This is a genomic window from Mediannikoviicoccus vaginalis (assembly GCF_928097925.1).
Taxonomy (GTDB): Bacteria; Bacillota; Clostridia; order Tissierellales; family Peptoniphilaceae; genus Mediannikoviicoccus; species Mediannikoviicoccus vaginalis.
Genome location: NZ_CAKMRI010000001.1, coordinates 1,907,193 through 1,932,196 on the forward strand (window position 1 = coordinate 1,907,193; position 25,004 = coordinate 1,932,196).

Annotated in this window: 28 protein-coding genes and 2 pseudogenes; 26 read left to right on the forward strand and 4 right to left on the reverse strand. The window is 33.0% G+C overall.

Annotated elements, in window-relative coordinates:
* Positions 1 to 16 precede the first annotated feature (16 nt).
* From L6651_RS08950 to truA, 5 genes are read left to right on the forward strand one after another with little or no spacing between them, the layout of a single operon-like run.
* On the forward strand, positions 17 to 553 hold the full coding sequence (locus L6651_RS08950) for a TIGR01440 family protein (protein ID WP_237037582.1): 537 nt from the start codon (positions 17 to 19) through the stop codon (positions 551 to 553).
* 10 nt (positions 554 to 563) lie between these two features.
* Entirely contained in the window at positions 564 to 1,391 is an 828-nt protein-coding gene (locus L6651_RS08955; protein WP_237037583.1) for an energy-coupling factor transporter ATPase, read from the forward strand.
* Entirely contained in the window at positions 1,382 to 2,242 is an 861-nt protein-coding gene (locus L6651_RS08960; protein ID WP_237037584.1) for an energy-coupling factor transporter ATPase, read from the forward strand. The genes L6651_RS08955 and L6651_RS08960 overlap by 10 nt, the downstream gene beginning before the upstream one ends.
* A complete protein-coding gene (locus L6651_RS08965; protein ID WP_237037585.1) occupies positions 2,236 to 3,036 on the forward strand; it encodes an energy-coupling factor transporter transmembrane component T family protein in 801 nt (266 codons plus the stop codon). The genes L6651_RS08960 and L6651_RS08965 overlap by 7 nt, the downstream gene beginning before the upstream one ends.
* Complete coding sequence (gene truA / locus L6651_RS08970; protein ID WP_237037586.1) at positions 3,033 to 3,773, forward strand: tRNA pseudouridine(38-40) synthase TruA; 741 nt, start codon at positions 3,033 to 3,035, stop codon at positions 3,771 to 3,773. Before L6651_RS08965 ends, truA begins: the two co-directional genes overlap by 4 nt.
* Positions 3,774 to 3,790: 17 nt before the next feature.
* Here truA and L6651_RS08975 read toward each other — a convergent pair whose 3' ends face one another.
* Genes L6651_RS08975 through L6651_RS08985 form a run of 3 tightly spaced genes read right to left on the reverse strand, consistent with a single transcriptional unit; the run spans position 3,791 to position 6,760 of the window.
* Positions 3,791 to 4,432, reverse strand: coding sequence for an HAD hydrolase-like protein (locus L6651_RS08975; protein ID WP_237037587.1), 642 nt, complete (start codon positions 4,430 to 4,432; stop codon positions 3,791 to 3,793).
* A 7-nt stretch (positions 4,433 to 4,439) separates the two neighbouring features.
* Positions 4,440 to 5,174: an amino acid ABC transporter ATP-binding protein gene (locus L6651_RS08980; protein ID WP_305067689.1), complete on the reverse strand. Its 735-nt coding sequence runs from the start codon at positions 5,172 to 5,174 to the stop codon at positions 4,440 to 4,442.
* Positions 5,174 to 6,760 (reverse strand): ABC transporter permease subunit, encoded by a 1,587-nt coding sequence (locus tag L6651_RS08985; protein ID WP_237037588.1) that lies wholly within the window; start codon positions 6,758 to 6,760, stop codon positions 5,174 to 5,176. Before L6651_RS08985 ends, L6651_RS08980 begins: the two co-directional genes overlap by 1 nt.
* A gap of 174 nt (positions 6,761 to 6,934) precedes the next feature.
* On the opposite strand from L6651_RS08985, the gene L6651_RS08990 reads away from it, so the two are divergent.
* The 9 genes and pseudogenes from L6651_RS08990 to L6651_RS09030 all read left to right on the forward strand — a co-directional run bounded on the left by L6651_RS08990 (position 6,935) and on the right by L6651_RS09030 (position 15,282).
* The gene (locus tag L6651_RS08990) at positions 6,935 to 7,483 is read left to right on the forward strand and encodes a CD3073 family putative ECF transporter S component (protein WP_237037589.1); all 549 of its coding nucleotides are present in this window, start codon (positions 6,935 to 6,937) and stop codon (positions 7,481 to 7,483) included.
* Positions 7,483 to 7,980, forward strand: a complete 498-nt coding sequence (locus tag L6651_RS08995) for a CD3072 family TudS-related putative desulfidase (protein WP_237037590.1) — start codon at positions 7,483 to 7,485, stop codon at positions 7,978 to 7,980. Before L6651_RS08990 ends, L6651_RS08995 begins: the two co-directional genes overlap by 1 nt.
* Before the next feature lie 107 nt (positions 7,981 to 8,087).
* Positions 8,088 to 8,939, forward strand: coding sequence for an aminoglycoside 6-adenylyltransferase (locus tag L6651_RS09000; protein WP_237037591.1), 852 nt, complete (start codon positions 8,088 to 8,090; stop codon positions 8,937 to 8,939).
* Between the two features lie 45 nt (positions 8,940 to 8,984).
* Positions 8,985 to 11,285: an ATP-dependent DNA helicase gene (locus L6651_RS09005; protein WP_237037592.1), complete on the forward strand. Its 2,301-nt coding sequence runs from the start codon at positions 8,985 to 8,987 to the stop codon at positions 11,283 to 11,285.
* A gap of 10 nt (positions 11,286 to 11,295) precedes the next feature.
* The gene (locus L6651_RS09010; protein ID WP_237037593.1) at positions 11,296 to 12,672 is read left to right on the forward strand and encodes an MATE family efflux transporter; all 1,377 of its coding nucleotides are present in this window, start codon (positions 11,296 to 11,298) and stop codon (positions 12,670 to 12,672) included.
* A complete protein-coding gene (gene rlmD / locus L6651_RS09015) occupies positions 12,669 to 14,291 on the forward strand; it encodes a 23S rRNA (uracil(1939)-C(5))-methyltransferase RlmD (protein WP_237037594.1) in 1,623 nt (540 codons plus the stop codon). The genes L6651_RS09010 and rlmD overlap by 4 nt, the downstream gene beginning before the upstream one ends.
* A 68-nt stretch (positions 14,292 to 14,359) precedes the next feature.
* Positions 14,360 to 14,551 carry a CD1845 family protein gene (locus L6651_RS09020; protein ID WP_465221311.1) on the forward strand — a complete coding sequence of 64 codons (192 nt, stop codon included), beginning with the start codon at positions 14,360 to 14,362 and terminating at the stop codon, positions 14,549 to 14,551.
* Between the two features lie 70 nt (positions 14,552 to 14,621).
* Positions 14,622 to 14,767: pseudogene (locus L6651_RS09025) on the forward strand (DUF3847 domain-containing protein); the annotation flags it as partial.
* 20 nt (positions 14,768 to 14,787) lie between these two features.
* Complete coding sequence (locus tag L6651_RS09030) at positions 14,788 to 15,282, forward strand: hypothetical protein (RefSeq protein ID WP_072537648.1); 495 nt, start codon at positions 14,788 to 14,790, stop codon at positions 15,280 to 15,282.
* A gap of 343 nt (positions 15,283 to 15,625) precedes the next feature.
* Here the strand turns inward: L6651_RS09030 and L6651_RS09035 are convergent, their stop codons facing one another.
* The gene (locus L6651_RS09035; protein WP_072537647.1) at positions 15,626 to 16,054 is read right to left on the reverse strand and encodes a Dps family protein; all 429 of its coding nucleotides are present in this window, start codon (positions 16,052 to 16,054) and stop codon (positions 15,626 to 15,628) included.
* Between the two features lie 319 nt (positions 16,055 to 16,373).
* On the opposite strand from L6651_RS09035, the gene L6651_RS09040 reads away from it, so the two are divergent.
* The 12 genes and pseudogenes from L6651_RS09040 to L6651_RS09100 all read left to right on the forward strand — a co-directional run.
* Positions 16,374 to 16,664, forward strand: coding sequence for a DUF3847 domain-containing protein (locus tag L6651_RS09040; protein WP_072537646.1), 291 nt, complete (start codon positions 16,374 to 16,376; stop codon positions 16,662 to 16,664).
* Positions 16,665 to 16,998: 334 nt separating this feature from the next.
* Positions 16,999 to 18,633, forward strand: coding sequence for a MobQ family relaxase (gene mobQ / locus L6651_RS09045; RefSeq protein ID WP_237037595.1), 1,635 nt, complete (start codon positions 16,999 to 17,001; stop codon positions 18,631 to 18,633).
* A 73-nt stretch (positions 18,634 to 18,706) separates the two neighbouring features.
* Positions 18,707 to 18,880, forward strand: a complete 174-nt coding sequence (locus tag L6651_RS09050) for a hypothetical protein (RefSeq protein ID WP_180339346.1) — start codon at positions 18,707 to 18,709, stop codon at positions 18,878 to 18,880.
* Between the two features lie 325 nt (positions 18,881 to 19,205).
* Positions 19,206 to 19,568 (forward strand): DUF4368 domain-containing protein, encoded by a 363-nt coding sequence (locus tag L6651_RS09060; protein ID WP_237037596.1) that lies wholly within the window; start codon positions 19,206 to 19,208, stop codon positions 19,566 to 19,568.
* 307 nt (positions 19,569 to 19,875) lie between these two features.
* Positions 19,876 to 20,502 carry a TetR/AcrR family transcriptional regulator gene (locus L6651_RS09065; RefSeq protein WP_237037597.1) on the forward strand — a complete coding sequence of 209 codons (627 nt, stop codon included), beginning with the start codon at positions 19,876 to 19,878 and terminating at the stop codon, positions 20,500 to 20,502.
* 4 nt (positions 20,503 to 20,506) lie between these two features.
* Positions 20,507 to 20,776 (forward strand): hypothetical protein, encoded by a 270-nt coding sequence (locus L6651_RS09070; protein WP_002838947.1) that lies wholly within the window; start codon positions 20,507 to 20,509, stop codon positions 20,774 to 20,776.
* 43 nt (positions 20,777 to 20,819) lie between these two features.
* Positions 20,820 to 21,110, forward strand: a complete 291-nt coding sequence (locus tag L6651_RS09075) for a CD1845 family protein (protein WP_237037598.1) — start codon at positions 20,820 to 20,822, stop codon at positions 21,108 to 21,110.
* An 86-nt stretch (positions 21,111 to 21,196) separates the two neighbouring features.
* Positions 21,197 to 22,174: a replication initiator protein A gene (locus L6651_RS09080; RefSeq protein WP_048949729.1), complete on the forward strand. Its 978-nt coding sequence runs from the start codon at positions 21,197 to 21,199 to the stop codon at positions 22,172 to 22,174.
* Between the two features lie 14 nt (positions 22,175 to 22,188).
* Positions 22,189 to 23,046, forward strand: a complete 858-nt coding sequence (locus tag L6651_RS09085) for an ATP-binding protein (protein ID WP_202502806.1) — start codon at positions 22,189 to 22,191, stop codon at positions 23,044 to 23,046.
* 14 nt (positions 23,047 to 23,060) lie between these two features.
* Positions 23,061 to 23,552: a PcfB family protein gene (locus L6651_RS09090; RefSeq protein ID WP_004829707.1), complete on the forward strand. Its 492-nt coding sequence runs from the start codon at positions 23,061 to 23,063 to the stop codon at positions 23,550 to 23,552.
* Positions 23,553 to 23,740: 188 nt separating this feature from the next.
* On the forward strand, positions 23,741 to 23,944 hold the full coding sequence (locus tag L6651_RS09095; RefSeq protein ID WP_019107276.1) for a hypothetical protein: 204 nt from the start codon (positions 23,741 to 23,743) through the stop codon (positions 23,942 to 23,944).
* A gap of 44 nt (positions 23,945 to 23,988) precedes the next feature.
* Positions 23,989 to 24,990: pseudogene (locus L6651_RS09100) on the forward strand (VirD4-like conjugal transfer protein, CD1115 family); the annotation flags it as partial.
* Between the last annotated feature and the right edge of the window lie 14 nt (positions 24,991 to 25,004).

A 25,004-nucleotide genomic window follows, 5' to 3' on the forward strand; every position in this document is an offset into this window, starting at 1 on the left:
GAATGAGGAGGAAAAAATGGATAATTTAAAACAACAATTAACCGATGCATTTGAATCACTAAAAGAGCAAAGTAAGTTTGAAGATGGAAAAATTTTAGTTGTAGGATGTTCTTCAAGTGAAATTGTAGGCTCAAGAATAGGAACAAACTCAAACTTAGATGTGGGACATACTGTGGCATCAACAATGCTTGAACTAACATCACAAAACAATCTCTATTTAGCGGCACAGTGTTGTGAACATATAAATAGAGCTTTGGTGATTGAAAGAGAATGTGCACTAAAGTATGGTTTTGAAATAGTTTCAGTAGTTCCTCAAAAGAAAGCTGGCGGATCTTTTTCAACAGAAGTGTACAAACTTATGAAAGACCCTGTATGCGTAGAGTTTATAAAGGCGGACTATGGCATGGACATAGGGCAAACCATGATTGGTATGCACATGAAACATGTTTGTGTGCCCGTAAGACTTAATCCAAATAAAATTGGAGAGACGACTGTATCTGGGGCAAGGGTAAGACCTAAGTTAATTGGTGGAGAGAGAGCAAAATACGCTTAAGGAAGAATGAATGGATGATATTTTAATTGAGGTGAAGGACCTGAGCTTTAAGTACGAGGATGAAGCGAAAAAACTTACCCTTAAAGATGTAAACTTGAATGTAAAAAGGGGAGAGTTTGTTGCAATTCTCGGACATAATGGCTCAGGTAAATCCACCTTGGCAAAACTTATAAATGGACAGATGGCGCCAACGGAAGGCGAAATAAGAGTAAAGGGACTTAAGACCACAGATGAAGATCATCTTCTTGAAATAAGAAAGACATGTGGCATGGTGTTTCAAAACCCTGACAACCAAATAGTTGCAACAATAGTTGAAGAGGACGTTGCCTTTGGTCCAGAGAACTTAGGAGTTCCTATGCCAGAGCTTAGACATAGAGTTGACGAAGCCCTTGAAATAGTGGAGATGAGTGACTATAAGAGACATTCACCTGCACTACTTTCGGGAGGACAAAAGCAGAGGATAGCCATTGCAGGAATTCTTGCCATGGACCCAGATTGCTTACTGATGGACGAGCCGACGGCCATGCTTGATCCACTGGGACGAAAAGAGATCGTAGACACAATGCTCAAGCTAAATGAAAGAGGAAGGACCATTGTCCTAATAACTCACTTTATGGACGAGGCCATACTTGCGGACAGGGTTATTGTGTTTAACGAAGGTGAAATTGTCATGCAGGGTAAGCCTAGGGAAGTCTTTTCAGAATTTGAAACCATAAAGTCAAATGGTCTTGACGTGCCACAGGTAACAGAACTTGCATATAGACTTAATCAAGATGGTTTTGATATACCAAAGGATATACTTTCTGTAGAAGAGATGGTGGAGGCGTTATGGAAATAGAATTAAAAGATGTTTCACATATTTACAACGAAGGTAACGCCTTTGAAAAGGTGGCGCTGAAAAATATAAATTTAAAATTTGGAGAAAATGAATTTATCGGTATTATCGGCCACACTGGCTCTGGTAAATCCACATTAGTTCAACATCTAAACGCCCTAAGTCTGCCAACTTCTGGAGACGTAATCGTGGATGGCATAAACACTAAGGAAGATGGACAGAACAAGAGGAACATAAGAAAAAATGTGGGCCTTGTTTTTCAATATCCAGAGTACCAACTGTTCGAAGAGACGATTTACAAAGACATTGCCTTTGGACCGGGAAACCTTGGATGCAGTGAAGAAGAGATTGACGAAAGAGTCAAATGGGCATGTGAAATGGTTGACCTGGACTTTGAAAGGGTTAAAGAAGTTTCTCCCTTTGATGTGTCAGGTGGACAAAAGAGAAGGGCCGCCATTGCAGGAGTTCTTGCAATGAAACCGAAGTTCTTGGTGCTAGACGAACCAACAGCAGGACTTGATCCAAAGGGTAGAGATGAAATTTTAAGAAATATAAATAATCTCTACAAGGAAGAAAATATGACCATCATACTTGTATCCCATAGCATGGAAGAGATTGCAAGACTTGTAAATAGAATTGTGGTGCTTGAACATGGCGAAATTTTAATGGATGGAAAGCCAAAGGAAATCTTTTCAAGACATAAAGAGCTAAGGGAGATAGGACTTGATGTTCCTCAAATCACAGAGCTTATGATTAAGCTTAAGGAAAAGGGAATGGATATACCTACGGATGTGCTTACGGTTGAAGAGGCGGAGTTGGTTTTGAAAGAGTATCTTAGGAGGTCCAAATGTTAAAAGATATTACATTAGGTCAGTATTATCCGGGAAATTCTTTCGTTCACAGACTTGATCCAAGGGTTAAGATATATGGGCTGACAATTTTTTTGATTTCAATATTTATAGTTAAGGACTTATACATGTATATTCCACTGGCCCTTGTACTTATACTTGTGATTAGAAATTCAAAAATTCCCGCAAGGTTACTTTTAAATGGAATAAAGTCCCTTAGGTTTATAATACTTTTGACCTTTTTCATAAATATAATTGCAACACCGGGAGAAGTGGTGTTTAAGTTTTGGATATTTAATATAACAAGACAGGGCATAGAGTTTGCAAGCTTTATGGCGCTAAGATTAATTTTTTTAGTTACATCAAGTTCTCTACTAACCCTAACCACATCGCCAATTGCACTTACAGATGGACTTGAATCCATAATGAAGCCCCTTTCAAAAATCGGTTTTCCAAGCCATCAACTGGCAATGATGATGACAATTGCCCTTAGATTTATTCCAACACTATTTGACGAAGCAACAAAGATAATGAAGTCACAAGCAGCAAGGGGTGCAGACTTTGAATCGGGAAATATAATCAAAAGGGCAAAAAATTTAGTTCCACTGCTAGTTCCTCTATTTATAAATTCATTTAAGAGGGCTGATGAACTTGCGACTGCCATGGAGGCGAGATGCTATCATGGTGGAGAGGGAAGGACTAGACTTAATGCGCTTAAGTACGACAAAAAAGATTATATAACAATGGTATGTATAACAATTTTCTTAGGATTATACATCCTTCAAAGGATTTTCATATGAAGAATATGAAGATAACCGTAGCCTATGATGGTACTAACTATTATGGTTGGCAAAAACAGGATGGATATAGAACCGTTGAAGGAAGCATACTAAGGGCCATAGACAAGGTTATGCATAGGGATGTTAGACTTGCCACAGCGGGGCGCACCGACAAGGGGGTTCATGCCTATGGGCAGGTCTTTAACTTTCAAGTTGCTGACAACTACACTGAGGATAATGTTAGACGAGGACTAAATTCATTTTTAACAGGGGACGAGATACTTATAACAAAGGTTGAAGAAGTAGATGACTATTTTCATTCTAGGTTTTCTGCTAAAGGTAAGCACTACAGATATATTTTAAATACAGACAGGCTAATGCATCCAATGTATCGAAACTACAAGGGAAATACTATTCACAGTCTCGACTTAGAGAAGATGAGGGAGGGGGCAAAACTTTTAGTGGGTCACCACGACTTTCAGTCCTTTACCAATTCAAAACCTGACGAACCTATAAACACCATGAGGACCATAGACAGCCTTGAGATAGTTCAAGATGGAGATGACTTTATCTTCGACATAAAGGCGGAGTCCTTTTTAAGAAATATGGTTAGAATAATCGTTGGCACACTACACGAAGTTGGAAGGGGAAAGAGAGACTTAGTTTGGCTTGAAAATGCAATAAAAAAAGCCGACAGAACGTCGGCGGGACCTACCATATCAGCGGCAGGACTATATTTAATAGAAGTATATTATTAAGGGGGAAACCCCTTTTTTTATTTGAAAATATCAAGAATTTCCATAGGGCTATCAACTACATAATCGGCGCCTGCATCTTCAAGCTCTTTTCTATCACCAAAGCCATAACTTACACCAATGGTCTTAAGGCCCCAGTGCTTGCCACCGTTAATGTCGTAGTTTCTATCACCAACCATATAGGCTTTAGAAATTTCACAATCATAATTATCTAAACAATATCTTATGACGTCGGTCTTGTGACTAATCTTGCCATCAAGACTTGCTCCAGCAACATGGTCGAAGTATTTATAAACATCGAAGTGTTTTAAAATCTCTATTGCAAAGACTTCCGGTTTTGAAGTTGCAACAAGAAGGTGGTTTCCGTCATCTTTAAGATTTTTCAAAACATATTCTATTCCATCGTATAATCTATTTTCAAACTTGCCCTTGTCGCTATAGTAAACTCTATAAGTGGTAACTGCCTTTTTAGCTTCTTCATCATCTAGTGAAAAAACTCTTTTATAAGAGTCGCTAAGAGGGGGACCAATAAAAGTGTTAAGCACTTCGTCACTTTCGTCCTTAAGGCCAAGTTCCTTAATTGTATACCTAATTGCGTTTTTAATTCCTTCTCCAGAGTCGGTTATAGTTCCATCTAAATCAAAAAGTATGAAATTACTCATATTCCTCCTATTTTATAAATCTTTGTAAGAACTCTTTTGTTCTTTCTTCCTTTGGATTTTCAAAAAGTTCATGTGGGCTATTTTCTTCTACAATTACACCCTTGTCCATAAAGCAGACTCTATTTGAAACATCCCTGGCAAAATCCATTTCGTGGGTAACCACAATCATGGTCATTCCAGATTTAGCCAAGTCTGTCATAACTTCTAAAACTTCACCTACAAGTTGTGGATCCAGCGCAGAGGTTGGTTCGTCAAACAAAAGCACTTCAGGATTCATACATAGAGCCCTTGCTATGGCAACTCTCTGTTTTTGTCCACCGGAAAGCTGTGAAGGCTTTGCGTCCTTTCTATCTAACATTCCAACGGATTCAAGATATTTTAGTGCAGTTTTTGAAGCATCATCTCTATTAATTCCATGAACCTTTACCTGTGCGATGATACAGTTTTCAAGTACCGTCATATTTTCAAATAGGTTAAAACTTTGAAATACCATTCCAACCCTGCTTCTATATTGACATAGGTCATATCCCTTTGTAAGAATGGACTTGTCATGGTATAGTATGTCGCCACCGGTAGGCTCTTCAAGAAGATTTATACATCTTAGCATGGTGGACTTACCAGAACCAGATGGACCGATTATGGAAGCCACTTCGCCCTTTTCTATTTTTAAATTAACATCCTTTAAAACTTCGATTTGACCAAAGTTCTTTTTTAAATGCTTTAATTCTAAAATTGTACTCATTAATTTTCACCTCCAGTAACTGATGAAAGGTTAAAGGTTGATTGCTTAAACAATTTATATTCAATTAATCTTATCAGTCTTGTCATTGCAAAAGTAATTACAAAGTAAATTATAAGTACTATTACATAGGTTTGGAAGTATTTGTTAGTAGTTCCTGATACAGATCTTGCCATAAAGAATAGTTCAGTTACAGAGATTACTGAAAGAACTGCAGTATCCTTTATATTTACAACAAGCTCGTTACCTATGGAAGGTATTATGTTTTTAATAGCTTGAGGTAGTATTACATATCTCATTGATTGACCATGGGTCATACCAAGGGCCTTACAGCCTTCACTTTGTCCCTCGTCAATGGAGTTTATTCCACCACGCACAACTTCAGAAAGATATGCACCGGTGTTTATGGAAACAACCACAAATGCAGTTAGTGTTGCATCGGTATGAATGTTAAACAAATATGGTAGTCCATAGAAGAATAAAATGGCTTGAACCATCATCGGTGTGGATCTAAAAATTTCAATGTAACAAGATAAAATAAAATCAACTATCTTCTTTAGTACATACTTAACCTTGTTGTCCTTAGAAACTTTTAAACTCTTTATTGTGGCAACTAGTAGTCCTATTAGAAATCCGATTGTAGTTGCTACTGCTGCAAGGGCAAGTGTAACACCAATACCTTTGAAAAATAGTGGCTTGTAGTTATTCCAAATATAAGTTACATCTTCCCAGAAAGAAGTATCTCTTTCGCTATTTTCAGAAGTTTGCAACTTAACTTTCTCAGCCATTATCTCCTGTCTATCATCTTCAGAGATGCTGTCAAGAACTTCATTTACATCGTCAGTAAGAGTTGTGTTTTTTCTAAGACCAACAGCGATTGAAGTGTCTTCAGGATCTACTTCAAAACCTTCACCTTCGTCAAAGTCTATAAAAGTAAGATCTTTGTTTGCAGTTACTGCAGAAAGTGCTCCCGGCCTTTCAGAAACATATCCGTCAATCTTTGATGTCTTTGTATTTAAAATCAAAGTGGAGAAGGTATCCATAGGCTCTTGCTTATTAACCCCTTCAATTTGATCGATTACATCATAGTGAAATGTGTTTAACTGTCCTGATATTTTGGCTCCCTTTAAATCTTTTAAAGATTTTGCAGATTCCAACTCAGAACCCTTCTTTATTACAATTACTAAATCTGAAGTGTAATAGTTTGAAGAAAAGTCTATTTCCTTTTTTCTTTCTTCAGTTGGTGACATACCTGCAATTATTGCATCAATCTTTCCAGATTGCAGTGCAGGAATAAGACCGTCCCACTCAATCTTTACAATTTCCAGTTTCAAACCAAGACCGTCGGCAATTCGCTTTGCCATTTCCACGTCATATCCGTTTGCAAATTCACCTGGGCTATTTACAACTTCATAAGCCCCATTTTCTTCCGTTACTTGGGTCCAATTGAAAGGTGCATAATTAACTTCCATTCCAACTCTAAATACGCCGTCGGTTTCCACCTCAATGGCATTGGAAAAAGTGAATAAAAAATTAATAAAAATAAGTACACCTAAGAGAACCGTAAAATTCTTTCTTAACTTTTTCATTTTTCTCCCCTCAAATTAATTGAAATTGAAATCATTATATCATAAAACTTGTGAGATATTAAACTAAATTGAAAAAATTAACGAAAAAATAACAAATAGTTTCAACATGGCACTTTACAAACTACCAAAATAAGTTATACTATTCTTAAGAATATTAAATAAAAGGAGGAAGTTATGGATAAAACGAATAGTACGAGAAAAATGGTCATGTCCGCATTTTTTGTGGTGCTAAACATTGTTATGGGATTTGTAGTAGGAGCATTAAAAATTCCGCTACTATTTATGGACACCATAGGTACTGTTTTTGGCGCCGTATGGTTTGGACCGGTTTGGGGAATGGTCATAGGAGGTCTATCAAATGTACTGTTGGCAGTGACTAAAAACCCAAAGGACTTGCCATTTGCGTTGGTTAACATAGCAATAGGTCTAGTGGTTGGTCTTATTGCAAGAAAACACGAATTTGATTTAAAGACTGCTATTATAACAGGACTTCTCTTAGCTGTAGTTGCACCTCTAATAGGAACACCAATTGCAGTTTATGTTTACGGTGGAATAACAGGAGACTTTAATGATGTATTCTTTACAGCTTTAAAACAAGGCGGAAGTACAATTTTTTCAGCAGCCTTCCTCCCAAGAATTGCATCCAATATCGTGGATAAGGTATTAACATGTGTAATAGTTACTCTAACATTACCTAAGATAAGAAAGGGAATAAAATCTTAATGGACAAAAGAGAAAAACGTATTGTGTTTTTATGTCATTGTATTTTAAATCAAAACACAGTGGTGGAGCCACTGGCCAGGGCCAAGGGTGGCTACAACCAAATAATTTATGAAATCATAAAAAGAGATATTGGTATTCATCAGATGATTTGTCCAGAGTTTGAATTCTTAGGACCATCTAGAAAACCGATGAACTACGATGAATACGATGCCCTTGAAGGCTTTAGACAGAAGTGTCAAAAAGAGGCACTCAAGGTTTATGAAAATATTAAAAAGTATTTGGAAAATGACTACAAAATTATTGGCATCATTGGTATAAATGAAAGTCCAACCTGTTCTATTTCAGGACAGAGGGGCGTCTACATGGAAGAGCTTTTTAAAATTCTTGAAGACAGGGACATTAAACTTCCTTCCATAGAGGTTTCAACAAAGTATATGGAAGATGAACAGAATGATTTAAAAATATTAATAGATTTTCTTAATGGACAGGAGCCTTAAAAGGTTCCTGTTTTTCTTTGAAATATCAATAATCATAACGCTTTTTTATTTGATTAAATTGTGCTTATCATTTAAAATAAAGATAGCTATATGAAAAAGGTGTGATTATGAATAAAGAAAATTTAATGAGCTACATGATGCGTGTAGTTCTTGGAGATAAAAACTTAACAGCACTTTTAGAAACCGGTAGAAGAATGAATCTCTCACTAAGACAAGATGACATGCCGGATTTTAAAATAATAATTGGAGTAAAGGATCTTAATGAGATTGCTCTGTTGGAAGCTTTTCAAGAGCTTATTGAAGATGGTGTTATATTTCATAAAAAAAAGGGCTTAAACATGATGAACAACCACTTTGGAAATGTATTAAGATATATTGTAATACTTCCTGACATAACAAAAGTGGACTTTACATTTATGAAAAACACAGACTTGCAGTCCTATATCAACATCGACAGTTTGTGTAAGGTTCATATTGATAAAGAGAGTTCTCTTGTTGCAAATGCAAAGATTACCGATGCAAAGTATAGACAGCTAAAGCCAACACAAAAAGAATTTTTACAATGTTGTAATGAGTTTTTTATAAAGGCTGTGTCCATAACAAAGGCAATTAATAGATCCGATTTATTCTATTCTTCAATATTATTCGACAAATTAAGACATGAATTAAATTTAATGACCTGTTACTATATCGGTTCTAAATATGATTTTGCAGTAAACATTGGGCCAAGCTTTAAGTCATTTAAGACCTATCTAGAAAAGGAACACTATGAAAAGTTTATGGAAGTATATCCATCTCCAAAGGCTGAGGAACTATGGACGGCACTTTTTAATGCATGCATGCTATTTAGAAAGGCAGGCCTAGAGGTTGGAGAAGTTTTAGGTTATGATTACCCTAAACGAACCGATAGGGATATCGTAAAATTTATAAGGGAAAGTTGGAACAGTTCAATAAGATAAATAGGGAGCCTTCAATTTAAAAGTTGAAGGTTTTTTGGTGGAAACATGGAAGATTTTAAGTTATCCGTTAGGGGTTTAATAGAATTTGTTATGAGAAGTGGAGATATTGACAACTCCTTTACCGACAGAGGTAGACTAAAGGAAGGTCAAAGAATTCATCAGAAGCTTCAAAAGGAATATGGCAAAAATTATGAAAAAGAGGTTCGTCTAGTAAACGAAACCTTTCATAAGGAATTGCTTTTTAAAGTGGAGGGGCGAGCTGACGGAATTTTTAGAGAGGGTGACCACGCGCTTATTGACGAGATAAAGTCTACCACAAGGCCTTTAAAGGAACTAGAATATAATACAAACCCACTACACTGGGCACAGGCAAAGTGCTACGGATATTTTTATTGCATTCGTGAAGAACTTTCAAATATAGATTTGCAACTCACTTACTACAATGTGGAAAATAGTGAAATAAAGAGAATTGTAAAAAACTTTTCATTTTTTGAACTAGAGGAGTTCTATTTAAACTTGCTTGATTTATACTTAGACTTTTCAATTATGATAGTTGAGTTTAGAAAGAAGAGGGACGAGAAGATAAAGTCCACCACATTTCCATTTCCAGTTTATAGAAAGGGACAGAGGGAACTTGCAGTTGCAGTTTACAATGTAATTTCTACCGAGAGTAGACTCTTTGTAGAAGCGCCAACGGGAATAGGAAAGACCATGTCCACAGTGTTTCCTTCAATAAAGGCACTGGGAAATAAATTGACAGACAAGATATTTTACTTAACCGCCCGCTCCACAACAAAGGAGGAAGCCAACAAAGCGGTGGTTAGACTAATGGATAGAGGACTGGAACTTAAAACACTAACCATTACTGCAAAGGAAAAAATCTGTTTAAATGACGAAATAAAATGTAATCCCAAGGACTGTCCATATGCAAAGGGACATTTTGACAGAGTTAACGAAGCCATATTTGACATATATGAAAATGAAGATGTACTTAACACCGAAACCATACTGTCATATGCAAGAAAGCATAAAGTCTGTCCCATGGAGTTTCAACTTGATATGGCAAACTTCTCCGACCTAATTATCTGTGACTACAACTACTGCTTCGACCCAGCGGTGTACTTAAAGAGGTTTTTTGATGTAACAGTTGAAAGCTATACTTTTTTAATTGACGAAGCACATAACCTTGTAGATAGAGCAAGGTCCATGTACTCGGCGGAGTTTTCTTTAAACAGCCTTCGGGAAATGACAGAGCTTTTTGAAGAAAAGCATGTAAAAATAATTAAGCAAATTGAAGAGCTTATAAAGTACTTAGAGAGTTTTAAACTTAACAACAAAACCACGGAAGTTGTAGAAGAGTATATTAACATAAATTTTTTAGACGATTTAGAGATAACCCTTCGAATGTTGGAGAAGTTTTTGTCAAAAGAAAAAGAAGCGCCAAATTATGATAAAATTCTAGAAAATTATTTTACACTTAAACATTTTTCTAGAATAACCGACTACTATGCAGATAACTACAGAACCTTGATTAGAACAGAGGAAGATGATAGAATTATGCAGTTACTCTGTTTAGACACTTCGCCAATATTAAAAAACATATTGAAGCGAGCAGAGTCGTCGGTATTTTTCTCAGCCACATTGTCACCAATGGACTTTTATGTGGATGTGTTTGGATGTAAAGATTCGGCGTATTATAGACTGAAACTTCCATCACCATTTAATCCCGACTATTTTAAAGCGGGCATAGTACCACTTTCAACGAGATATTTAGACAGAGAAAAAAATTACGACAAAATTACGAAGGTATTAGAAAAATATGTAAATAGAGATGGAAACTTTTTGCTCTTCTTTCCATCATATAAATTTATGACAGAGATTTATAATCGATTTGATAAAAGTGATAAAGACATTGCAGTTCAAAATAGAGTTATGACGGAAGAAGAAAGAAGGGAATTTTTAAGTCTCTTTACACAAAAGTCAAATAGAGTGGGATTTGTTGTGCTTGGTGGTGTTTTTTCAGAAGGAATTGACCTAGCGGGAGAAAGGCTTAAGGGAGTTGGAATAGTTTCCGTTGGTCTTCCAGGAATTTCTACACAGAGGGATTTGATTAAAGACTACTATGACGAAAAGGGCAAAAGAGGATTTGAATATGCCTATATCTACCCTGGCATGAACAAGGTGTGTCAGGCCTCTGGTCGTGTTATAAGAACGGCACAGGACAGGGGAGACTGCGTTTTAATAGACGACAGATTTCAAAATTATCCATATAGAAACTTATTACCTTCACATTGGAAAGACATAAGACTTTTCAGAAGACCAAGAGACTTAGACTATTTTTTATAAGGAGAAGAATATGCTAAAATCACAAATCCTAATGAAAGGCGATATAAAATCTGCCATAGTTAGAATGGCCATGCCCCTTATGGGAATAGCATTTATACAAATGGCATACAACCTAGTGGATTTAATTTGGCTTGGAAGACTTTCAACAGATGCTGTTGCAGCAGTTGGTACAGTTGGGTTCTTTATGTGGATGGCAAATGCAATCACACTTATTATAAAGACGGGAATGTCCGTGGAACTTGCCCAAGCTTATGGAAGAGGAAACAAAGATGAGATAGAAAAGATAACAATAGGTGGCCTACAACTAAATATCTTGCTATGGGCGCTTTTAACAACTTTTTTCATACTGGGAAGAGAGCATATATATGGATACTTCCATTTAGAAAAGGAAGTTTTTCGACTTGCACTGGACTATCACCTAATCATATCCATTGGACTTATATTTACATTTTTATATCCATTTTTTAGTTCCCACTTCTACTCCCAAGGAAACAGTCATACGCCATTTAAGACTTCAATAATCGCCCTTATTTTTAATATCATAATGGACCCGATTTTAATCTTTGGCGTTGGACCAATAAAGGGAATGGGAATAAAGGGTGCGGCCCTGGCAACTGTCCTGGCACAGGCTCTGGCAGTTTGTATTTACATCTACATTGGAATTAAATATCGAGAAGCCTACATGAAATACAATTACTTTAAGAAGATCGAGTTTCAAAATGCAAAGGAGATTTTCAAACTGGGCATAGCACCATGTGGCCAGTCACTTATACACAACTTAGTTTCCATCAAGCTAAACAAATACATCGCCATATATGGAACTGTAGGCCTAGCAACCTACGCCATAGGATCACAAATAGAATCCATATCGTGGATGTCTTCAGAAGGGTTTGCCACAGCATTTACCACATTCTTTGGACAAAACTATGGCGCAAAAAATTACGAAAGACTTGAAAAGGGTAAATGGGTCTGCATAAAGCTAACACTTATAATCGGTATAATAGCCACAGCAGTACTAATGCTTGGATCAAAGAGCCTCTTTAAAATATTTACGCCAAATGATCCAAGGGTTATAGCAGAAGGAACAATCTATCTACTAATTTTAGGTTCAACAACCATACTAATGTCACAGGAAATAGGTGTTTCGGGAATGTTAAACGGACTGGGACTAACTAGATACCCTGCAATGGTTTCAGCTGTGTTCAATGTAATGAGAGTGCCAATGGCATACTTCCTAATGAAGGTTTTTGAACTAAAGGGAATTTGGATAAGCATGTCCGCTTCACAAGCGCTAAAGGGAATATTCCTATTGGGAATACTTGCATATATACAAAAGAAAACAGACGGATTTAGAAATAATATGGAAAGGTATATAAAAAAGAGATGAGAAAGAAAAAAGAGATTATAGCAACAATTGCATCAACAGAATTTCCAAACAAATCCATAGTAAAGCATAACGATAGAATATATAAATTCAAAGGTGGAATCCCGGGGCAAGTTGTAAAGATTTTACCAAAGAGAAAAAAGAATAGCTACACTGAAGCAAAACTTGTGGAAGTTTTAGAAAAATCTGAATTGGAAACCCACGAAACCTGTGATGTGTTCGGAAGATGTGGCGGATGTGCATACCAATCCATATCTTATGATGATGAAATCAAAATAAAAGTAGATGGAATAAAAAAACTTTATAATGGGCTATACGATGGTGAAATTAAAGTAAACCCAGCAAAGTTCATAAAGGGCTACAGAAATAAAATGGAGTACTCCTTTGGTGATCAAGAAATAGGCGGGCCAATCTTTTTAGGAATGCATACAAAGGGAAAGTTTTATGAAATAACACCAACATTAAATTGTAATATAGTTCCAGAAGGCTTTGAAATAATACGTCAAAAGGCTCAAGAGTATGCAAGGGAAAAAGAATTCGACTTCTACAGAATAAAAACCCACAAGGGATTTTTAAGACATTTGGTTTTAAAATATTCCTTTAGTGAAGACGCCTACATGATTAACATTGTAACATCATCCCAGGGAGAACTTTATAAAGAAGACTTTTTAAAATCTTTAGAAGAACTTGAAATAAAAGACAAAATAAAAAGCGTTCTTCACACAACTAACGACTCCATGTCTGACTCAGTACAGGCAGATAAGGTAGAAGTTCTATTAGGAGACAGCTACCTAGTGGAAGAGATGTTTGGACTAAAATTTCATATAGGTCCATTTTCATTCTTCCAACCAAACCCTATTATGGCAAAAGAACTTTACAAAATTGCACTTAACATGGCGGGAGATATCCACGACAAAACAGTATTCGATTTATACTCAGGTACAGGAACCATTAGCCAAATATTTTCAAAAAAAGCAAAGAGAGTATATGGAATTGAAATAGTGGAAGAAGCGGTGGAAAAAGCAAAAGAGTCAGCAAGACTTAATGAAATAGAAAACTGCGAATTTATTGCAGGAGACGTCCTTGAAAAGATAGACGAATTAAAAGAACTTGCAGACATAATAGTCCTTGACCCACCAAGAGAGGGAATCCATCCAAAGGCAATTAAAAAAATAATTGACATAAAACCAGAAAAATTTGTCTATATTTCATGCAATCCAGTAACACAAGCAAGAGACCTTGAGATAATGAAAGAAAATGGATATGAAATAGAAGATGTGGAGATACTTGATCAATTTCCAAGGACGACACATTGTGAGACGGTAGCTCTGTTGTCCAAACTTGATGTCGATAAGCATATAGATGTTGAAATTAAGCTGGATGAGCTTGATTTGACAAGTGCAGAGAGTAAGGCTACTTATGCACAAATCAAAGAATATGTTTGGAATAAATTTGGATTAAAAGTACCTACACTATATATTGCTCAGATTAAAAAGAAATGTGGAATAGAATTACGAGAACATTACAACAAGTCTAAAAAGGAGAAACAAATTATTCCACAGTGTACACCTGAAAAAGAAGAAGCCATCATGGATGCTTTGAGACACTTCAAAATGATTTAATAGAAAAGAATGACAGCATATGACTTTCTGCATTTATTACATTCCTACTTGGTATTGGAACCGCGTTGTTGTATATCATTATGGTGTTCTGCTTATTTTGGGCGTTATTTTCTTTTATTCAAGGAGAAGTCGGAATAGGTATTTTTGGTTTGGTTATTGGTTTCCTATTTAGTCCTTACGGACTTCCGATAGTAGGAGTAACTGTGATAGCGTTTATTGAATTGATAAATGATAAAATTAAAGCGGTTTTGATAAATTAGTATTTGTCAAGGAGGGAATATGGATTTTAGTAGGATGATTCCTGAATTATCAGTTTTTGATATTAATCTGAAAAGAACTCATAGTCTAATAACAAGAGGAGCAATCTTAGAAAGCCTTATAGAAAATGTAGAAGATTTAACAGATGAAGAAATAAAAATCCTAGAAAAGCAACAAAGACAAAAGAATTTAAAAAAACACCTAGAATAATAAGATAAAGAGGAGGTAAACTAAATTAATGAAAACACTTGGTATGTTAACAATCATCTGCTTAACAACATCAATTATGATGGTGAATTTTATACTTATTATACCAAAATTTGGCTCGAAGCATTTCGGCGCACCTGATGATATCAAAGTTATGATGAGTAAGTTGCCAGATAAACCGATTTGGGTCAATATAATCGGCGGACTTATCATGATACTTGGATTGCTAGCCATTGCAGCCGTTCTAGGCTGGGCAATTGTTGATACAGTAAAATTTAATTTAACTTTTCAGCAAGCCTTTGTTAGATTTTTAATACTATTTGAAGGATATAAGCTTTTTGATATTATATTTTTTGATTATCTCATGCTTACCAAGTTAAAATTGCCGACTAAAGTTTACCCAGAGACGGTTGGTGCTAAGGGGTATGATAATTTTGGTTTTAATGGGAAAAGTCAGATTGCAAAAATTATAATCTTCTTTTTCGTGAGCCTAATTTTGGCATATTTACTGACCGCTTTGGTTTAACTAAAAATTCATAACTTGTAATGTTAAGTTCAACTTATTGGCTATTTGTTTTAAGGGGCTGTAGCTTAAAAAGAACCAATTATCAGAAATAGATAGAAGCCATGAACAGTTATATGAAGATAGGTTAGAGGGAAATATAAGTGAAAGAAACTTCAATTTAATGAATGTGAGCATATCTAAAAAACAAGACAAGAACCATTCCTATAGGAATGGCTAAATACTGACACAAAAAAATGTATCAACCTTTGCCCTTTTATCAGGATTTAGGTTGATACACAAAATTATTTATAGATCCTAATTATAGGATGACAGTAATTCAAAGTTTTGCAATAGTTTATTTTGCCTATTTAAGGCTTGATTCCACAAACCAAATTTGTTTGTTGTAGTCCTCTATATGATTTTCCATAGCATTAGCTACAGGGAAATTATCAGCTTCATCCGCTTCTTTTCTAATCTCTAGTGCGAGTTCTTTTTGAAGTTTTATGTCAGATAGGACTATTTCTAATGCTTCTTTAATAGATATTTCTTTAGAAGTTTCAATCTCTTTGATTGTAGAAATTTCTAAATATTCTTTTAGATTAGCAACTGGAAATTCTCCAGATATTCTGATAAGCTCAGCAACTTCATCAAGTCTTTCACCAGCCTTATCATATTCAGATTCAAGATACTCATGTACAGATACAAATTGAGAGCCTACGATATTCCAATGTAGATTATGGATTTTAATGTTTATTACTGCAAGATTTGCAAGATATGTGTTTAATTTTGTCATTTTATTCCTCACTTTCAAATGATTTTAATTATCATTATTATATGCAATAATAAAAAACAAGTCAAGTCTATAATATTGAATAAAATTACTAGAAAATATTTATTATTTCATCCTAATATCGTAAAAATGAACAGAAGAAAATTATTTCAGAGATACAAAATCACATCATGCAACAAAAAGGAATAGATAGAAAGATAGAATCTATACAAAAGGAAATATTAGATATTATCGAAAAGAGTATTATATAAATTTAATAATGAAACTTTGAAAGGGATAGCAGAAATGTTATCTCTTTTTTAATACAAGAAAGGAGATCAGTATGAAAAAATTAGAACAAATAAGACAAGAGTCAAAAGAAATAAAAGATAAAATTGATGATACAGAGGAAAGATTAAGGCAACTAAAAAATCAAGAAAAGAAGATATTAAAACAAGACATAGAAAAAAGAAGAAAAGAAAGAACTCATAGGCTCATAACAAGAGGAGCAATCTTAGAAAGCCTTATAGAAAATTCAGAAGAACTAACAGATGAAGAAATAAAAATCCTATTAAAAGAAGCAACAGAGACAAAAGAATTTAAAGAAACAATAAAAATAATCAGAGAAAATTAGGAAAAATAAAATAATCAAATCTCCCTTAGATTTTCTAAGGGCGCAATTATACACCCTAAAGGGTGCTTGCGTCCTGCGGAGCCAAACCCTTGCAGCGACCAACAACCATTCGCTTTTTAAAAGTCAAGGGTAAATAAACTCGCTAACGCTCGCCCTTGACTTTTAAAATTTGAAATGAACAAAACAATTAAGCCGACATACTGAAACAACAAAAATTAATTCAGTAGTCGGCTTTTTCTATTCTATCATTTCAAAACGCTCATTCACAAAGAGGATATAAAAATCTATTAAGCCTCCACCTAAAACAACAAAAAAAGAAAGGAAGTGATAAAAAATGGCAGACAGTTTTCATTTTTCAGTAAACATAATATCAAGAGGAAAAGGAAAAAGTGCAGTAGCAAGTGCAGCATATATAAGTGGAGAAAAAATAAAAAATGAATGGGACGGAGTAACCCATGACTATACAAAAAAACAAGGAGTAATTAGCAAAGAAATATATTTACCAGATCACGCACCAGAAGAATATAAAGACCGAAAAACCTTGTGGAACTCGGTAGAACTATTTGAGAAAAACTCTAATGCCCAACTTGCAAGAAACTTTATCATATCTTTACCAAAAGAGTTAAGCATAGAAGAAAATAAAAAGATGATAGAAGAATATGTTCAAAACAATTTTGTAAAAGAGGGAATGATAGTAGACCTAGCAATTCATGATGAAAGTAGAGAAGGAAATCAAAACATTCATGCTCATATAATGACCATAGTAAGACCAATAAATGAAGATGGAACATGGGGGCAAAAAAGTAAAAAAGAATATATCCTAGATGAAAAAGGAGAAAAGATTTTAAACAAAAATGGAAAACCTAAGACAAGAAAAGTAGAACTAACAAGCTGGAACGATAAAGGCAATGTAGAAAAATGGAGAGAAAATTTTTCAGACCTTTGCAATGAATACCTAGCAAAAAACAAGATAGAAAAAAGAGTAGACCATAGGAGTTTTAAAAGACAAGGCATAAAACAAATACCAACAATACATCTAGGAGCAAGTGCTAGTGCAATGGAAAGAAAAGGAATAAGAACAGAAAAAGGAGATATAAATCGTGAAATAAAAAAACAGAATGAACTATTAAAAAACATAGGTAATGAAATAAAGAAAATAACATCATGGTTAGCAGGCTTCAAAGATAAGCTAAAAGAATCATATAGGGAATATAAAGACCAAAGTAAAAAGCAAATAGAAAATGAATCAGGGCTCTTTAACCTCTATGAATATTTAAGCTTTTATCAAGAAATGCAAGAAAACAATAGAGCTGAATTATCATTTTATGGGAAAAGAAATAAAGCAATCTATGATCTAAAAAGATATGCAAGTGGAATAAATTATCTAAGAGAAAACAAAATAAAAACCATATCAGACTTACAAGGACATATAAACACCCTAAGAAGTAAAAACTCTGATATATATAAGACCATAAAAGAAAACAGTAAAAAGATAGAAGACCTTAATAAATGTTTAGCCTATTCAAAGACTGTAAGAAAAACAAAAGCAACCTATCAAGACTATGAAAGCAAGAAAATATTCAAAGAAAGCTTCTACAAGAATAATCAAAAGGAAATAGACCAACATATAAGGGCAAGGAACTTAATTGGAAAAATAAGTGGAAAGAAAAATTTAAGAGAAAAAGAATGGTTAGGAGAAATCAAAAACTTAGAAGATGAAATCAGTAAATTAAATACAGAGTCAGAAAAGATAAGGGAAAGATACAAGGAAATAAATCATATTAAATATGCAGTAGAGGTAGTGAATAGAGAATATGGTATCGACCTATCAATAGAAATTGACAAGGCGATTAAGAGGGGAGAAAAAGAAAGTATCATAGAAAAAATAAAAGAGTATAAGCAAGATAGTGATAGCTTTAATAAAAAAAGACAAATGACTAAAGACTATTACAAAAATCAAGAAAGATAAGACCTGGTAAAAATATCTTATCCAAGCTATAATATGACCAAGAAAATAAAGGCAGATCTAGGAGGTAATACAGATGAATAAAAGGCAAGAGCTAATAGATGAACTCATAAAAGCAGATCAAGATGGAACATACAAAACCTATAAAAGCACAGAAGAAATAAAAGCAATGAACAATGAAGAAGTGCAGATTTTATATTCCAACATGAAAAACTATCTATCAGACAAAAGAACACACATAAACTACTAAAGGTGGAAAAGCCGGATTTAAAAGAGACTGGTTAGGCAGAAAAACAGATAAAAGGCGTCCACCTAAAGATGAATATATTTGTTCAACATATAACTTAGCAAAAGGGAATTTTAAAGAAAAATGTTTATCACACTATATCAGGAGCGAAGTTTTTAATAAATTAGTTTTAGAGACTATCAAAGAAGTAAGCGAGTATGTAAAGTTGAATGAAGAAGAATTTTAAAAAAAAGTGTACTCAACCTCAAAAGAGCAACAAGAAAAATAATCAAAGGCATTAAAGAAAAGACTGGCAAAAGAAGAAAGAAGAATAGTAGAGATAAACAGTTTGATAAGAAAGCCATATGAAAATAATGTAAGTGGAAAACTATCAGACAAGCATTTTGATATTATATTGAAAGACTATGAAAAAGAGCAAATGGCATTAGAAAAATCCATTGAACATTCAAAAAGTATATTAAAAAACTTTGAGGAAGATAGTATTAGAGCAGATAAGTTTATATCACTTGTAAAGAAATATACTGATTTTAGCGAACTTACAACTCCAATGATAAATGAATTTGTAGATAAGATACTGGTTCACGAGGGTAAATGGGATAACTATGAAAGAACACAGGAAGTTGAAATATACCTGAACTTTATTGGCAAGTTTGAATTGTCACAAGAAGAACCTAAAGAACTTACGCAATAGCAACTTGATGAACTAGAGAAGCTAAGGAAAAAGAGAGAGAAGAAGCGAGAGTATAATTACAGATATTTAAAAAAGAAAAAAGCCAGTATGGAAAAAAATTATGACTTTGTGGTCGGCGTAGTTTTAAAACTGCACCGACTATTTTATTTCATACAAATTAATATGTAAGACAGTAAATTTTCAAAAAACATCTTACAACTATTGTTAGATAAAACTAACTGATGTATAATCAATAATATCATTATTGATAATTTGATTATTGATTATACTATTAAAATTAAAGTTTTGTAAGAATGGAGGAATGGACATGGCAAATAGAAACCATGAACTTGATAAACCAATCATTGAAGCTGCTAAAATAGAGTTTTTGCAAAATGGATTTCAGGCTGCTTCAATAGGCAATATTGCTAAAAGAGCGGGAGTTACAACGGGAGCAATCTATACAAGGTATAAAGGGAAAGATGAACTTTTTTATAGTTTGATAAAAGAATTTTTAGAAGCTATAAGTGTGAAAAGAAAAGAGAACGAATACTCGTATAGGGAATACTGCGTAGATAAAAACTTTGATCATTTTTTGCGTAGCATTCAGAAAGAAACCAAAGGATATATAGATGTGTTATTTAAATATTACGAGGAGTGCAAACTAATACTTTGCTCAAGTAAAGGCAGTTCTGTAGAAGCAATATTTCGTGAAATGATGAATAAAAAAATTTCCATAACAAAACAATTTATAAGGGAAAATATAGACCCGAATATAAGTGAGATGAAATTAGATTTGGTAGAGCTTTTGATGAATCAACAATTTAGTGCTTTTAAATTAGTGATTGAAAAAGGATATAGCAAAGAGGAGACAATCGAGTACACAAAAATGCTCGGCGAATTTATTGGGGCGGGTTGGGAAAAGATATTTGATGAAATTATAAATAGGTATTGAATTTATGTACGATAAAGGCAAGAAGGACGAAAATATTTTAGATTTTAAAATAGATTTTTCCTATGAAGGCAAAAAGGAAAAGTCGTTAGATGATGTAATTGGCAGCATATCAAAAGGAGATTGCATAGTTCTTTGTGGCGAAAGTGGATGTGGGGACAGTGATATAATGATGACAGATACAATAAATCCATTAAAATCAAAGTTTAAAGGCTTCCACAAAACTTTTAAACAAGACGATTTAGGATTAAGTCTGTCATCTTTTTTATTAAATTAGAAAAAAAGAAAAGAAAACATAAGTAATAAGGATTGAAGAGAATATGATAATATTTAGAATTTTTTTCAAAATCATATTGTTTCCTATTAGTATAGCGTTAAGTATCATCACTCTATTTTTAACGTTTTTATTAGGACTTAGTACAATATTTTTTAAACTGATTTCATTTATCGCTATTATGGGATTTTTGGGATCTGTTTATCATGGAGAAAAAGCACTCGCTATAGAGGCAATTATACTAGCATATCTTTTTAGTCCTTATGGTTTACCAGTGCTAGGATATTTTATTATAGAAGTGATAAAAGGGGTGAATGAAAGAATAAAAGTAATTTAAATATAAAAATAAATAGATTAAAACGATGAAAAAGAGATAGCAAAATCAAAGCTATCTCTTTTTATATGAAAAGAAAGGGGGTTATGATGAAAGAAATAGTTAAATTTGAATATTATTATGGCAATGAAGCAGAACAATATTCATTTTTTAGGATTCCCAAAACTTTATTTACCGACTTAAATTTTAAAAAACTATCCGTAGAAGCAAAAATTCTTTATGGAATTCTACTCGATAGAATGAGCTTGTCAATTAAGAATAAATGGTTAGATGAAGAAAACAAGGTATACATCATCTATACCATAGAAGAAATTATGGAAGTATTAAATTGGGGGAGAAATAAATCGGTCAAAGTAATGAAAGAAATTGAAGAGATAGGATTATTAGAAAAAAAGAGGTTAGGACTTGGAAAGCCAAATTTACTTTATGTAAAGAACTTTATTTACACAGAAAATAATAAAACTACAGAAGTTTCAAAAGCAAACCTCAAGAAGTTTAAAAAACAAACTTCAGGAAGTTTAGAAAACAAACCTCAAGAAGTTTCAAAAGAGGACTCTAATAATACTAATATTAATAATACTGAAACTAATAATACTGATTTTAATAATACCACCCCCATATCCCCCTTAGAAAAGCTAGGAGAAAAATCAAAAAAAACTTTGGAGGAGGAAGAATTAAAAGAAACTATAAAAAAGAATATATCTTATGAAACCTTTGAAAAAGTAAGAATAGAAGAAAAGAAGCAAGTAGATGTAATGATAAATGTACTTGTAAAAGCCTTAACTAGCTTTACAAACATTAAAATAGGAGGGAGGCATATATCCAATGAAAATTTTAAAGAAAGATTTCTAAGTCTTAAGTATAAACACATAGACTATGTTTTGAAATACCTAAGAGAAAATGCTCCAAAGGATATTAGAAACATTAATGCTTATCTACTGACTCTCTTATACAATGCAGATGAAAGTATTAGAAACATAGAAGTCATAAAGAGAGAAGATCAGAAAAGAGAAAACTATGACTATAGTAACGATGAGGATATTTGGAGAGAATTTTTAAATACTTGATAGGAGAGGCGCATATGGAATTAATAAAAGAAATCTTAGAACAGAAAATAAAAAATGCAGAAACAAATAGTCCATCAAAAGATGAAGAAAATAGGAGTTATATAGATCAAGAAACAGGATTAAAATATTGTGCAAAATGTAAAACACCAATTGAAAAAGAAATAGACTTCTTTGGAGAAATAAAAAAAGTTGGTATTTTATGTCAATGTAAAAAAGAAAGACAAAAATTAGAGGAAGAAAAAAGAAAAGAAAATAAAATGCTTTTAAAAATTGAACGCTTAAAAAAAGAGTGTTTTTCTGATCCTATCCTATTAAATTGGAATTTTAAAAATATGGACAAAGATAGTGAACATGAAAAAGTAGCAAAAAACTATGTGGAAAAATTTGATGAAATATATGAAAATAATATAGGATTAATTCTTACAGGGAATGTGGGATGTGGAAAAACATATCTTGCAAGTGCTATAGCAAATGCTTTACTAGAAAAAGAAATATCAGTCAAAATGACAAATTTTTCAGTAATTTTAAATGATATGACTAACTTTGAGATTGATAAGAGTAAGTATATAGATAACCTAAATCATAAGAAACTATTAATTATTGATGATTTTGGAATGGAAAGAGATACAGATTTTGCAGCTGAGCATATCTTTAACATAATAGATAGTAGATATAGAAGTGGGAAACCTCTAATTATAACAACAAACTTAAATATATCAGCTTTAACTAATCCTGAAACTATAAAAGATAAAAGAATTTACTCAAGGATACTTGAAATATGCAGTCCAATTATATTTACAGGAGAAAATAGAAGAATAGAAAAAATGAAGGAGAAATCAAAATTAGCCTATGAAATATTAAAAAAAGAATGAAAGTAGGTGAGTGAATGCAAAATGATGATATAAATAGCAGAACAATAGCCATAGTAAAAAAAGCAAGTATAGTAACAGCCAAGCAAGTTATAAATTTGATGAAGAAAATATTAGAAATAAATAAACATAAAGCGCAGACAGAACAGTCAAGACCCTTAGAAAAATTTAAAAAAGTAAAAGTAAAAGATCTTGTAAAAAAAGGTAAAGTAGAAACCTTAGAATTAAATGACATAGACTTAAAAGCATTGAAAAAAGAATTAAAAAGATATGGGGTGAAATTTTCCATAAAGAAAGATTTAGAAAATGGAAACAACATTATCTTTTTTCAAGCAAAAGATATAAAAGTAATGGAACAAGCTTTTAAAAAGACAGTCCAGAAATTTACTAAAGATAAGTCAAGAAAAAGAAAATCTTTAATAGAAAGGCTTAATAACTTCAAGGATAAAGTCAAAGATACTATTGACAGAGATAAGGTTAAACATAAACATCAGGAACAAAGTTTATAATAAAAGAACTTAGATATATAATATATATGATGAGAAGGCATGAATAGCTGTATTGTTGAATACTATGAAAAAGAAGATTGGAATCATCCAGTAGAAGAATTTCTCTTATCTATAGATAAAAAATGAGAGCAGAAGTATTAGGAAAGAAACTAAAAGCTACCTTTGAAAGTAAAGTATAAGTGTATGAAATGAAGAAAAATATTTGCCCAAAATGTAAAAGAAAGATGAAACAACAATTTATAGGCCTACTACATTGCAAGTGTGGTATAAGCTACCATAAAGATTTAGGATATTTTAAAAGAAATGAAAATATGATTTTTGTCTTGGAAAGAAAAAAGATAGGTAAAAAAATAAAACAAGTTCCAGTAATAAGATATAAAAAAGATAAATAAAATACTAATGGGTAGAGAAATCTACTCTTTTTTATGGAGAGGAAGTGATTAATTCGAAAATACTAAATGAAATAATAAAAGATATAAAAAATGTTTTTAAGATAAGAGATAAGAAGAAATTTGTATTAGAAAATCTTCCTTACCTCTTATTTTTTTATATAGGAAATATCTTTGCAAGCCATGTCAACTCTTATGTAGGAGGAGATATAATAGATAGAATTCTAGTAGCTTTTAGTCAAATAGATACTTTAAAATATATTCCATCATTAAAAATAAAAAACCTTATACCCAGTCTAATTCTATCAGTAGTTATTAAGTTAATCCTTATACAGAAAAAGAAAAATGCAAAAAAGTTTAGAGAGGGCAGAGAATATGGATCGGCAAGATGGGGAAATGAAAAAGACATTGAGCCATACATTGACAAGAAGTTTGAAAACAATGTGCTACTAACTCAAACTGAAAGACTTACCATGAACAATAGACCTAAAAATCCAAAATATGCGAGAAATAAAAATGTAATGGTAATTGGAGGTTCTGGTAGTGGTAAAACAAGGTTTTTTGTAAAGCCAAATCTCATGCAAATGCACTCTTCATATGTAGTAACCGATCCAAAAGGAACATTAGTCTTGGAATGTGGGAAAATGTTGGAAAGAAATGGATATGAGATAAAAATATTAAACACAATAAACTTTAAAAAATCCATGAGATATAATCCCTTTGCATACTTGAAAAGTGAAAAAGATATTTTGAAATTAGTACAAACAATAATTGCAAATACTAAGGGAGAAGGAGAAAAATCAACTGAGGATTTTTGGGTGAAAGCTGAAAAACTCTATTACACAGCACTTATAGGATATATCTGGTATGAAGCTCCTAAAGAAGAACAGAACTTTACAACTTTACTTGCTATGATAGATGCAAGTGAGGTAAGAGAAGAAGATGAAAATTTTAAAAATGCAGTAGACTATATGTTTGAAGCATTAGAAAAAGAAAAGCCAAATCATTTCGCAGTAAAACAATACAAGAAATACAAACTTGCAGCAGGAGTAATAGAATTAAG